Below are 12,855 nucleotides of genomic sequence, written 5' to 3'. Positions count from 1 at the left end.
ATGATTAAATTTGGTACCGGTGGCTGGCGCGCATTTATTGGCGAAGAGTTTACCCGAGATAATGTCAGAATCGTGGCACAAGCACTTGCCAACATAATCAATCAGGAACAGGTCGCAGACCGAGGGTTTGTGATCGGCTATGACCGACGTTTTTTATCCGACAAAGCAGGCCAGTGGTTTGCAGAAGTACTGGCTGGCAATGACATCCCAGTCAGCTTTATTAACAAATTTGTGCCAACACCTATTGTCATGTATCAAGCAAAAGAAATGAATTGTGCGTACTCAGCATGCATTACTGCGTCTCATAATCCAGCGGATTACAACGGCATTAAGGTATTCATTGAGGGTGGTAGAGACGCCGATGAGATCATCACAGAGAAGATTGAATCTCAGATCGCAACCTTAACGGCCTCTCAAATTCGGCTCCTTGACTTTGACATCGCGATACAAGAACACAAGATCACTGAGATCAACCCAATGAATCAGTTCGTAGATTCGATCATCAACCTCATCGATATTGAAGCGATCAAACAAGCCAATTTACGAGTGCTGATTGATCCTATGTTTGGTGTAGCCAAGAATGCGTTGCAAACCGTTTTGATCAATGGCCGCTGCGATGTTGATGTTATCAATGATGGTAAAAACCCCGACTTTGGTGGCTTAATGCCCTCACCTAACGCCGCGACACTTTACCGCCTAAAACACCTTGTCGCCGCAGAAGGCTATGACATCGGCATCGGTACCGATGGTGATGCAGACCGCCTTGGTATCATCGATGAAAAAGGCAATTTCATCCACCCTAATGAGGTGCTGATGCTGCTGTATTACTACATGCTGGAATACAAAGGATGGACCGGGTCTGTCGTGCGTAACATCGCAACCACACACCTGCTTGACAAGATTGCCTCACACTATGGACAGCGAGCCTTTGAGGTACCCGTAGGCTTTAAGCACATCAGTGCTCAAATGGAAGCCGACGACTCGCTAATTGGCGGTGAAAGCTCTGGAGGTCTCACCATTCGTGGCCACATCAAGGGTAAGGATGGCGTATTTGCTTCCAGCCTACTTGTTGAGATGCTGAGTGTTACCGGTAAGAAACTCTCAGAGTTACTCAGCGATATTTACTCTCAATATGGTTACGCGTACACGGCAGAGGGCGACTGTACATTCAAGTCCGCACAGAAGGATAGCCTTTATCACAAACTCTATATTGAAAAACAGTTACCTGAATTTAGCTACGATATTGATAAGGTAAGTTATGCGGATGGGGCGAAAGTGTACTTCAAAAATGGGGGGTGGGTCATTGCTCGTTTCTCGGGAACTGAGCCTCTTTTACGAATCTTCTGTGAGATGGAAGATAAAGAACAAGCCGAACATGTTCTTCAACAGATGAAAGGCTTTTTGTCATTGTAGTCTCTGTTTCCTCACTTCTTGTGGACCGAATGACTGTTTACCTGATCGTAGCGCCGATATTATTTAGCGCGAAGTAAACAGTAAACACCGCCACAAGAAACACCCTATAGGTGGAGAACATTTTGCCCGATGAGAAATTATCGGGCTTTTTTATGTCTTTCGCTACCCATTTTAGGGTTCGAATCTCAGCTTAAAGTAACCCAGGATTCTTACTCGTACTTAACTTAAAAACACTCGATAGCATCTATCTTAACTCGATACTATCTGTCTTAGCTAAAGGCGACAATCCCTTGAGATTCGACACTTACCGCCACACTTTGTCCAACATTCAAGGCTTCCATCGAGGTAGCTAATACACGTGTACCCTTGATATCCACCACATAACGACAATGGTCGCCCATGAACTGCTGCTCGACCACATGGATGCTGCTTTGCTCTGAAGACGAAAGCTGGATTTGTTGTGGACGAACCAGCAACTGACACGTCGCACCTTCGGCAATAAAGCTGCAAGATGTCGCTGCTATCTGTCCTATTTCCGTATCAAACGTAGAGCCAAAAATATGTGTCGCTTCTAAATAGCTACCGCCACCTAAAAAGTCGGCAACAAATTTACTTGATGGACAAAAATAAAGCTCTGAAGCACTGCCATACTGTTCAATGACCCCCTCGTTCATCACTGCCATTTTGTCTGCAAAAGCAAAAGCTTCCTCTCGACTATGGGTGACAAAGATAGCGGTAATACCTTGTTTCTTGAAAATCTTTCGAATCTCTCGAATTAGCTCATGGCGGACCTGCGTATCAATGTTTGAGAATGGCTCATCTAGGAGCAACAGATCGGGCTTGTAAGCCAAGCTTCGTGCAATGGCAACCCGTTGTTGTTGGCCGCCAGACAGTTGATGTGGATACCGTGCTTTAAATGCCTCTAAGTGCACCAAAGAGAGTGCGTCATTAACAATAGAATCCTGCATTCCCTTTGAGTGACCTTTGAGTCCAAAGGCAACGTTTTCAGCAACGGTTAAGTGAGGAAACAGGGCATAATCTTGAAAAATCATACCTATATTACGCTGCTCAGGGGGCAACCATGTCTTTCCATCATCAATAACATTGTCGTTCAGCGTCATGGTGCCGCCAGCCAATGGCAATAAGCCAGCTATCGCTTTGAGTAACGTGGTTTTCCCACAACCACTCGCCCCCAACAAACACACAATTTCACCTTGGTTAACCTCTAGCGACAGAGCTTCCAGTATCATTTGAGATTCATATTGGCAGGATAGATTTTCAATAGACAGAGCGGTTGTCATTAGTGGGGTTGCTCCAGAGATCGATTAACAATGATGAGAGGGATAAGCCCAACGAGAACTAATAAGACAGCGGGCATCGCCGCCAGCTCCAAATGTTCATCAGAAGCAAAGTTATACACATAGGTTGCGAGCGTTTCGAAGTTGAACGGGCGTAACAATAAGGCGGCATTCAGCTCTTTCATCGACTCAATGAATACCAATAACCCAGCAATCAAAATGCCACGCTTGATAAGAGGAAAGTGCACCCGAGCCAACATTTGATTTTGCTTACAGCCCATCGTACGAGAAGCCATATCCAGTGATGGTGATATCTTACTTAAACTGGTCTCTATGCTGCCAATAGCAACCGCAGAAAAGCGAACGACCATGGCAACAACAATAGCAAACATCGACCCAGAAAAGATAAGCCCAGGTCGCTTCCAGTCCATCCAAACAGCGAAATCATTAACAGCGTGGTCCATGAAAATAACAGGTACCATGACACCGATAGCTAACACAGTGCCGGGAACGGCGTAACCCAATGAGCTGGCTCGCATAAAAATTTGGCTAGAGGTGTTCGGCGATAATCGGCGGTAGAAGTTTACGACAAGTGCAATCAGCACGGCTATCAATGCAGCGGCGATTGACACCTTAAGACTATTGATGGCGTAGGTTTGAAATTCAGGCGTCCAACTCTGCGCAAAATACTTATACGCATAGATGACAAGCTGACCTAACGGGAGAATAAAGGCTATCGACACTAAGCCCCAGCACCAAGTAACCGCAAACCACTTCTTCCAGCCAGTGAGCTGGTAACGAAAATCTTCATGGCTATTATATTGGCTTTGAAACAGTTTCTGTCGACGTCGACTGTAGCGCTCAGCCCCAAGTAACAGCACAATAACGACCATCATTAAGGCCGATATTTTAGCGGCTGCACTCAAGCTTGAGTATCCTAGCCACGTATCATACACCGCCGTTGTCAGAGTGTTGACGGCAAAGTAGCTCACCGTGCCGAAGTCACCAATGGTTTCCATCGCCACCAGCGACAAACCAACCGCGATAGAAGGACGCGCAAGAGGCAACGAGATGCGCCAAAAACTTTCGAATGGCGTGCACTTTAATAATCTTGCAGACTGAAGTAAGGAGACGTTTTGCTCCATAAAAGCGGCGCGGCATAGCAGGTAAACATATGGATACAGTACGAGAGACAAGACGACCGTCGCGCCCCCTACTGTTCGTATATCGGGGAACCAATAATCGCCTACTCCCCATTCAAATACATTGCGCAACCAGATTTGAATCGGTCCGGAAAAATCGAACCAATCGGTAAAGATATAACCGATAATATAGCCAGGCATCGCGAGAGGAAGCACCAACGCCCATTGCAGTACTTTTTCCGATGGCAGCTTACACATGGCCATAAACCATGCGCTAGGGACACCGAGACATAAAGAAAGGACAAGCACACCCGCGACTAACAACACCGTATTCATGGTGTAAGTCGGCATCACCGTATTAAAAAGGTGCGAGAAGATGTCACTTGTTTCACCAAGTGCTGTATAGAAGATCGCTAAAATAGGTAAAACCAGTAACAGAGTAAGCACTCCACTACTGGTTTTCCAAACTACATTTTTTTCTTTCATTGCCTAAACATACATCAGGCGACATAGAGTCGAGATGTTCAGTAACCGGAACCAATTAAGGGGCATTATACCCCTTTTTATCGGTTAAAGGTCGAACTTAACTTCATCTAACAATTTGATTGCAGCGCTATGGTAGCCAGCGATGTCATCAAGTGACACCATATCTGCTTTATAGTCACCCCATGACTCCACCAGTTCAGAGCGCTTAACACCCTCTTTTACTGGGTATTCAAAGTTTACTTCAGCATACATTTGTTGCGCGGTATCACCCGTTAAAAATTCCATAAGCTTTAGGGCATTCTCTTTGTTAGGCGAGAATTTTGCCATTGCCATTCCGCTGATATTAACGTGTGTACCTTCTGTTTCTTGATTCGGGAAGTTAATGTAAACCGCATCCGCCCACGCTTTTTGCTCTTTGTCGTTAACCATCTTACCAAGGTAATAGCTGTTACCTAAAGACACATCACAAAGGCCTTCTTTAATCGCTTTCACTTGACCACGGTCATTACCTTGAGGCTTACGCGCTAGGTTAGCCTTAACGCCTTCCAGCCACGCTTTCGTTTCCGCTTCACCATGGTGAGCGATCATCGAAGAAACAAGAGAGACGTTATACGGGTGTTTGCCGCTGCGAGTACAGATCTTGCCTTTATATTCAGGCTTGGCTAAATCGGCATAGTTAAAGTCATCACCTAATTTACCAACGCGATCTTTTGATGAGTACACATTACGCGTACGCAGTGTTAGCGCGAACCATTCGTTCTCTTTATCTCGGTATTGAGCCGGAACATTAGCGGCAATTACTTCGCTATCAACAGCCTGAACAACGTCTTTGTCTGTTAGTTCAGCGAGGCGACTGATATCAGTTGTTAGAACGACATCAGCAGGACTGTATTCACCTTCTTGTTGTAGCTTTTCTGCTAATCCTTTTTTAGCAAACTTTACATTGACCTTAATACCCGTTTCTTTAGTGAACTCGTTGAACATCGGCTCTACAAGAAACGGTTGACGGTAAGAGTAAACGTTGACTTCTTCAGCGGCGATTGCTGGTGCAGCAAATCCTACGGCGATTGCTGAAAGGGCTAGCAGTTTTTTCATTATTAAGTTCCTTTAATTCAAAATGAGAACGTTTATCAGTTGCGTTATTATATGCATCTTCTGCTAGAAAACAATGATCTGATATAAAAAAACCTGTCACTAGGGACAGGTTTTTTATCAACTATGTAACAGTATGTGTATGCATTGGTAACTTTAATGCAGCTTAATATCTTATTTTGAAGTTACAAACTCAGGGTATGCGCCAACACCACAATCGTGCATGTCCATACCTTCCAGCTCTTCTTCTTCCGATACACGAATACCAATCGTCGCTTTAAGTACCGCCCAAACCGCTAAGCTTGCAGCAAATACCCAGGCAAAGATAACCGCAGCACCAAGAAGCTGAGCACCAAACGTTGCGTCACCATTACTCAGTGGAACCACCATTAGGCCAAAGAACCCACACACACCGTGTACTGAGATAGCACCCACTGGATCATCAATCTTAATTTTATCTAAACCGATGATACTAAATACGACTAATACGCCTGCCACTGCACCAATCGCAACCGAATAAACCGGTGATGGTGATAACGGGTCAGCGGTAATCGCGACCAAGCCAGCCAATGCACCATTCAAAATCATCGTCAGGTCAGCTTTGCCCCATGTGGTCTTACAAACTAACAACGCGGCGATAGCGCCCGCTGCAGCGGCAGCATTGGTATTTAAGAAGATTTGTCCTACTGCGGTTGCATTCTCGAAATCAGAGACCATCAATTGAGAGCCACCGTTAAAGCCAAACCAACCTAACCATAGGATAAAGGTACCCAGCGTCGCTAAAGGCATGTTTGAACCTGGGATTGGATATATTTCACCATTTTTCCCATACTTACCTTTACGTGCACCTAGCAGCAATACACCCGCAAGCGCCGCTGAAGCACCAGCCATATGTACAATACCAGAGCCAGCAAAGTCACTAAAGCCCGCTTCAGCTAGGAAGCCTCCACCCCATGTCCAATACCCTTCCATAGGATAAATAAACGCCGTCAAAACTACCGCAAAGATAAGGAAAGACCACAGCTTCATACGTTCTGCTACTGCACCGGATACCACCGACATTGCGGTTGCAACAAACACCACTTGGAAGAAGAAATCTGACTCAAGTGAATGATCCGCCCCTTCAGCTTGCGTACCAATCAATGCGCCAAATGAAGGCAACCAACCCGCCTCTGCGTTATCGACGTACATGATGTGATAACCGACGACTAAATAACAAGTACAAGCAATGGCATACAAACAAAAGTTTTTGGTTAATATTTCAGTGGTATTTTTAGAGCGAACTAAACCCGCCTCTAACATGGCAAAACCCGCTGCCATCCACATAACAAGTGCGCCTGAAATAAGAAAGTAAAAAGTGTCCAGCGCGTAACGTAGTTCGCTTACAGTCGTTGCTAATTCCATCATAATGTCTCCAATCCCTTAAAGTGCTTCCGCATCCATTTCACCAGTACGAATACGAACGGCCTGGCTTAGGTCGTACACGAATATTTTACCGTCACCAATTTTTCCTGTTTGCGCTGCATTTGAGATAGCCTCAACAACACGGTCGACATTGTCGGCGTGCGTTGCAATCTCAATCTTCACTTTAGGTAAAAAATCGACCTGATATTCTGCACCACGGTAAAGTTCAGTGTGTCCCTTTTGTCGGCCAAATCCTTTGACCTCTGAAACTGTCATACCCTCAACACCTACATCAGCAAGCGCCTCACGTACGTCGTCCAGTTTAAATGGTTTAATAATCGCGTTAATAAGTTTCATAGCATCCCTTTCGCCGTGTTGTATCCCGTTATGAGAATAGAGCTTTCAAGGTGCATGCCAAGTTTTTAAGTCATTGAAAAATAAGAAAACATAGAAATCATGTTATAGAAATGAAAACAGCTCGCACCATAATGGTGCGAGCTGTTCACGAAATTAATGCAACCCAAGCAAAGAGCACTATTAAAGTGCAAATCGTTTTATCTATTGTGAATAAAGCGCTCCCATTGCTTGATTACTGCGTTAAAATCTTCAAGGCCGGACTCACTAAAACTCTCGCTGCTATAGAGCTCAAACTCCTCGACATTATCATTCGTCACATCAAAATTAAGACAGTTTTCAAATACATGTACTTCAGACTCAAGAATACTCAATGAAATCTCCTTCCCTTCCCAGCGAAACTCTTTGCTTGGATACTGAGCCGCCGAGGTAAGTTGGTTCTTAATCTCTGTAATAACCTGATCATTTGTAGAGATCTCTTCTTGAAATAAACGAGCTAATACTTCATGCCCCATTTCACACCGTACTAGGTATTCTCCTGTCAGTGAGTTTTTAATAAATTCGAATTCCATCATGTTGTCTCTTAGCAATAACCTAATGATTATACCTCAAATTTTTAAGTTCTCGGGTATACTCAAAATATTCGTCGCACAGAGAAGATGTCATGCAACTTAACGCCCTGATAGCAAAACAAATTGTCGATAGAGCGAAAAAAATCATTCGTCATTCGATCAATGTTATGGACGACAGTGGTGTCATTATTGGTTCCAGCGATCCTGCTCGTTTGCATCACATCCATGATGGAGCACTCTTAGCCATCAAAGACAACCGCATTATTGAGATTAATGACGCCGTTGCTTCCACTCTATCTGGCGTAAAAAAAGGCATCAACCTACCCATTATTTACGACGGTAACGTCATTGGGGTTGTCGGGGTTTCAGGCACCCCAGAAGAGGTTCGTAGCTATGGGGAGTTGGTCAAAATGACAGCGGAACTCATTGTTGAACAAGCTGCGCTAATGCATCAAATTCAATGGGATAAACGGCATAGAGAAGAGTTATTATTACAGCTTATTCAAGGTACCAGCCTGAACGAAGGCCAACTATTATCTATCGCTCAACGGTTAGATCTCGACTTGGATCAACCTCGTGTAGCCGCCGTCATCAAGGTCATTCCAAGACCCAAAGAGACACTAACATTAGAGCATTTACAGCGCCTCACACACCTGCTTGAGTTTCCTGAGCGAGATAACATTGTCGGTATCGTATCAGTATCGATGAATGAGATAGTGGTATTAAAGCCGATTACCATGAGTCACTCTGTTTGGAACCGACAAGAGGAACAAAAAAGAGCCGCCAAACTGCTGAGGCGAATCGATAACGAATGTGATTTCTCTATTCAGATGGCGCTTGGGGATTATTTCCCTGGCGTTATCGGGCTAGCAAAGTCTTATGAAACAGCTAAAGCAACGATGGCGATCAGTGAACCAAAAGCAAAATCCATTCTGTTTTATCACGACCACAAGCTTTCGGTCTTGGTCAGCAATATCAAGAATGACCCCTGGCGCGCCCAACAATTGAAGGCCCCCCTGGAAAAGCTCATTCAATCTGACGCTAAACAGGTTCTTGTCAAAACGCTGCGTCTCTTTTTTGCACATAATTGCGATCTAGCTCAAACTTGTGAATCACTACATATTCATAGAAACACCCTTCGTTACCGAATAGACAAGATCGAGTCAATCACATCCTTAGATATCAACAAGTTAGAGGATAAAATCCAACTATATCTCGCCCTAAAATGTCTATAACCCCACACAATAACTGTGCAACAGCACAATTAATGTGTGTATCTCCACTCTAAATCTGTCACTTCGCATAAAGAAATACCGCTATACGATCGGTAACCTTGCTCAAAACAGGGCGTTACTCTGCGCCTAACAATACTGATAACAATTAACGGAAAATTGATAATGATCGAAGTTTCGACTCTTGGCGCCTTAGCGGCCCTTGTTGTGGCTATTGGCCTCATACTTAAAAAAGTACCACCCGCCTATGGCATGATGATTGGCGCGTTGGTTGGCGGCGTCGTCGGCGGCGTTTCACTGACCGATACGGTGAGTCTCATGATTGGTGGTGCGCAAGGCATTGTCACTGCTGTGCTTCGTATACTCGCAGCAGGCGTGCTTGCTGGTGTGTTGATTGAATCAGGGGCGGCCACATCCATTGCTGAAACGATTGTCAAAAAGGTGGGAGAAACACGCGCTTTATTGGCATTGGCGGTCGCGACTATGATCCTAACCGCCGTAGGCGTGTTTGTGGATGTTGCTGTTATTACTGTTGCGCCTATCGCCCTAGCCATCGCACATCGCGCTGATATTTCCAAAACGGCGATTTTATTAGCGATGGTCGGTGGTGGTAAAGCCGGTAATATTATGTCGCCAAACCCAAATGCTATCGCCGCCGCTGACGCCTTTAATGTCCCTCTGACTTCCGTCATGGCTGCCGGTGTTATTCCCGGTCTTTGCGGTATGTTCGTTGCGTACTTTATTGCTAAAAAGCTTATCAATAAGGGCTCAAAAGTCACAAAAAGCGAGGTGGTCGCTGTTGACCATTCTAAGCTGCCTTCCTTCAGTGCGGCTATTGTTGCCCCTATGGTCGCCATCGCTCTGCTTTCTTTACGACCAATTGCAGGCATCAATGTTGACCCGCTCATCGCACTGCCATTAGGTGGCCTAATAGGCGCTGTTGTCATGGGTCGATTCGCCGACACGAACCACTTTGCTGTTTCGGGCCTAACTCGTATGGCGCCAGTTGCCGTGATGTTGCTAGGGACAGGGACACTGGCAGGCATCATTGCAAACTCAGCGCTGAAAGATGGTTTGATTGATGTACTTACCGCTTCAGGATTACCGTCTTATTTATTAGCACCTATCTCTGGTGCCATGATGGCTCTAGCAACGGCATCAACAACGGCCGGTACAGCTGTTGCGTCCAGTGTATTCAGCGGCACCATTCTAGAACTCGGCGTCCCAGCTCTCGCTGGCGCAGCCATGATCCACTCTGGCGCAACTGTACTTGACCACATGCCACATGGCAGCTTCTTCCACGCTACGGGCGGTGCGGTTCATATGGACATTAAGGAGCGGCTAAAATTGATCCCTTACGAATCGGCTGTAGGTTTAGTGATCGCATTTGTCTCCGTCATGATGTTCGGTGTATTTGGTTTATTTGTATAAGGTATTATCATGAAAATAGTAATTGCTCCTGATTCATATAAAGAAAGCTTAACCGCAATGGAAGTCGCACAAGCCATAGAAAATGGATTCCAGCAGGTTTTTCCTGATGCTGAATACGTCAAACTGCCTATGGCTGATGGAGGGGAAGGCACCGTTCAATCTCTTATTGATGCAACGGGTGGAGAATTGATTTCCGTTAATGTCACCGGTCCGCTTGGCGCACCTGTTGACGGCTTTTTAGGTCTTGTTGGTGATGGTTCAACGGCTGTGATCGAAATGGCTGCAGCTTCTGGTATCCATCTTGTCCCCGCAGATAAGCGAGATCCGCTAGTCACTACCTCTTATGGAACTGGTGAGCTTATTAAGGCGGCTTTAGATATGGGGGTGAGACATATCATTGTTGGTATCGGTGGCAGCGCAACCAATGATGCAGGTCTAGGCATGGTACAAGCATTGGGTGCTCAACTACGCGATAGCAATGGTAATGAGCTAGGCTACGGAGGTGGCGAACTAAGCAAATTAGCCTCAATCCACACCGAGGATATGGACCCGCGCCTAGGTGATATCAAACTGGAAATCGCTTGTGATGTGGATAACCCGTTATGTGGTCATAAAGGCGCATCAGCGGTATTTGGCCCGCAGAAGGGGGCAACACCTGCAATGGTCGCCATATTGGATGCTAACCTTTCTCACTATGCTGATGTAATTAAAGCAACAAATGGCAAAGACGTTAAGCATACCCCTGGCGCAGGCGCCGCGGGTGGACTCGGAGCCGCATTCCTTGGACTATTTAATGCAAGTCTACGTCCAGGTATTCAGATAGTGATGGACGCTGTGAATTTAAGTGATGTAGTTAAAGATGCGGATCTTGTCATCACTGGAGAAGGGCGTATTGATAGCCAAACCATTCACGGCAAAACACCGGTCGGTGTAGCGCGAACAGCAAAACAAACACAGGTGCCTGTGATTGCCATCGCAGGAAGTACGGCTAAAGACTGTCACGTTGTTTATGACCACGGCATTGATGCCGTTTATAGCGTCGTGCTCGGCGCAACGGATCTACCGACCGCTCTAAAAGAAGCCGCATTTAATGTTGAGATGACATCTCGCAATATCGCCGCTGCGCTCGCAATGTCTTTTACGCACTAGCGCTTATAGGCACTAACGCTTATAGGCACGTAAACCACTAACGCAACTTGTGTCACATCGTTTTGAATGAGACATACCGATGAAAAAAAAGACTGCTCAAAGGCAGTCTTTTTTTATTACTTTACGACTCGAAGGCTTGGTCGGCCTTTCGTACGTGGTGGCTCTGGCTCATCATCGCCATCAGGCTCAGACTCCAACACCGACTCTTCAGAAAGCTTCGCTACCGGTACTTCTGCAACCGTTAGCCCAGAGACGGGTGTCTCTTCAGCAAAGTCTTCTCCTTCAATCGATGCATAGGCATCTTCAGGTTCAAACATCGTACCTGCGCCGTTTTCTCGCGCATAGATGGCTTGAACCGAATAAAGCGGCACAATAACGGTGTGCGGCTTTCCACCAAATCGAGCGTGAAAGGTAATGGCTTCATTACCTAACTCTAATTGCCCTACCGCCCTAGAGGCGATATTCAAGATAATCTGTCCATCTTGAATAAACTCTTGCGGTACACGCACCCCAGGTAACATTGCATCAACAACGATATGAGGGGTAAGGTCGTTCTCTGCCAGCCAGTCATAAAATGCACGAAGCATATAAGGACGGCGAGGCGTCATTTTAGTAATATCCATGAATAACTTAGCGAACTAAACGCATCTCACGCTCAGCTTCTGTTAAAGAAGCCAGGAATGAATCACGTTCAAATACTCGGTTCATGTATATTTTAATTTCTTTCGCACCAGGGCCAACAAGGTCGATACCCATTTCTGGGAGACGCCACAATAGCGGAGCTAAGTAGCAATCGATCAAGCTAAACTCTTCGCTCATGAAGTACTCATATTCAGCAAAGATTGGCGCGAGTGTCAGCAAGTCATTACGCAGTTTATTACGTGCAGCTTCAGATTCTTCAGCAGTTCCTCTTACCACTTTTTCAGCCAGCGTATACCAGTTACGTTCAATGCGATAAATCATTAAACGGCTGTTACCGCGAGCTACCGGGTATACAGGCATAAGTGGTGGATGAGGGAAACGCTCATCTAGGTATTCCATAATGATCTTAGAATCGTAAAGGGCTAGTTCACGATCAACCAAAGTTGGTACGGTTTTATATGGGTTTAGTTCAGCAAGCTCTGCTGGGATGTTTGACTCATCCACTAACTCAACCTCAACACTGACACCTTTTTCTGCTAGAACGATACGAACCTGGTGGCTATATAGATCGGTAGCACTAGAAAAAAGAGTCATCACAGAACGTTTATTGGCAGCTACAGCCATGGAGCCCTCCGGAATA

General features: G+C 45.6%; 12 protein-coding genes. 4 read left to right on the top strand and 8 right to left on the bottom strand.

Annotated elements, in window-relative coordinates; translation table 11 throughout:
* Positions 1–1,413 carry a phosphoglucomutase/phosphomannomutase family protein gene (locus tag AB4405_RS05050; protein WP_372059882.1) on the top strand — a complete coding sequence of 471 codons (1,413 nt, stop codon included), beginning with the start codon at positions 1–3 and terminating at the stop codon, positions 1,411–1,413.
* Between the two features lie 269 nt (positions 1,414–1,682).
* Here the strand turns inward: AB4405_RS05050 and AB4405_RS05045 are convergent, their stop codons facing one another.
* The 6 genes from AB4405_RS05045 to AB4405_RS05020 all read right to left on the bottom strand — a co-directional run bounded on the left by AB4405_RS05045 (position 1,683) and on the right by AB4405_RS05020 (position 7,764).
* Positions 1,683–2,714 (bottom strand): ABC transporter ATP-binding protein, encoded by a 1,032-nt coding sequence (locus AB4405_RS05045; protein WP_372059880.1) that lies wholly within the window; start codon positions 2,712–2,714, stop codon positions 1,683–1,685.
* Positions 2,714–4,339, bottom strand: coding sequence for an ABC transporter permease (locus AB4405_RS05040; protein WP_372059879.1), 1,626 nt, complete (start codon positions 4,337–4,339; stop codon positions 2,714–2,716). Before AB4405_RS05040 ends, AB4405_RS05045 begins: the two co-directional genes overlap by 1 nt.
* Before the next feature lie 84 nt (positions 4,340–4,423).
* On the bottom strand, positions 4,424–5,434 hold the full coding sequence (locus AB4405_RS05035; RefSeq protein WP_372059877.1) for a Fe(3+) ABC transporter substrate-binding protein: 1,011 nt from the start codon (positions 5,432–5,434) through the stop codon (positions 4,424–4,426).
* 171 nt (positions 5,435–5,605) lie between these two features.
* Positions 5,606–6,835 carry an ammonium transporter gene (locus tag AB4405_RS05030; protein ID WP_102469955.1) on the bottom strand — a complete coding sequence of 410 codons (1,230 nt, stop codon included), beginning with the start codon at positions 6,833–6,835 and terminating at the stop codon, positions 5,606–5,608.
* Between the two features lie 18 nt (positions 6,836–6,853).
* On the bottom strand, positions 6,854–7,192 hold the full coding sequence (gene glnK, locus AB4405_RS05025; protein ID WP_102469808.1) for a P-II family nitrogen regulator: 339 nt from the start codon (positions 7,190–7,192) through the stop codon (positions 6,854–6,856).
* 197 nt (positions 7,193–7,389) lie between these two features.
* The gene (locus AB4405_RS05020; protein ID WP_372059875.1) at positions 7,390–7,764 is read right to left on the bottom strand and encodes a YacL family protein; all 375 of its coding nucleotides are present in this window, start codon (positions 7,762–7,764) and stop codon (positions 7,390–7,392) included.
* An 89-nt stretch (positions 7,765–7,853) separates the two neighbouring features.
* Between AB4405_RS05020 and AB4405_RS05015 the strand changes: the two genes are divergently transcribed.
* The 3 genes from AB4405_RS05015 (at position 7,854) to AB4405_RS05005 (ending at position 11,573) form a co-directional block, all read left to right on the top strand.
* Complete coding sequence (locus AB4405_RS05015) at positions 7,854–8,996, top strand: sugar diacid recognition domain-containing protein (RefSeq protein WP_102469806.1); 1,143 nt, start codon at positions 7,854–7,856, stop codon at positions 8,994–8,996.
* A gap of 162 nt (positions 8,997–9,158) precedes the next feature.
* Entirely contained in the window at positions 9,159–10,424 is a 1,266-nt protein-coding gene (locus AB4405_RS05010; protein WP_372059873.1) for a GntP family permease, read from the top strand.
* 9 nt (positions 10,425–10,433) lie between these two features.
* A complete protein-coding gene (locus tag AB4405_RS05005; protein ID WP_372059872.1) occupies positions 10,434–11,573 on the top strand; it encodes a glycerate kinase in 1,140 nt (379 codons plus the stop codon).
* A 116-nt stretch (positions 11,574–11,689) separates the two neighbouring features.
* On the opposite strand, the gene sspB is transcribed toward AB4405_RS05005, so the two are convergent.
* Both sspB and sspA read right to left on the bottom strand, forming a co-directional pair.
* Entirely contained in the window at positions 11,690–12,196 is a 507-nt protein-coding gene (sspB, locus tag AB4405_RS05000; protein ID WP_372059871.1) for a ClpXP protease specificity-enhancing factor, read from the bottom strand.
* Positions 12,197–12,203: 7 nt separating this feature from the next.
* Positions 12,204–12,839 (bottom strand): stringent starvation protein SspA, encoded by a 636-nt coding sequence (gene sspA / locus AB4405_RS04995; RefSeq protein WP_102469802.1) that lies wholly within the window; start codon positions 12,837–12,839, stop codon positions 12,204–12,206.
* Positions 12,840–12,855 lie beyond the last annotated feature (16 nt).

Origin of the sequence: Vibrio sp. 10N.261.51.F12 (assembly GCF_041471725.1) — a bacterium.
In the GTDB taxonomy this organism is placed as follows: Bacteria; Pseudomonadota; Gammaproteobacteria; order Enterobacterales; family Vibrionaceae; genus Vibrio.
Note: the sequence above shows the minus strand (reverse complement) of the source record. Positions and strands in the feature narration are given on the sequence as shown.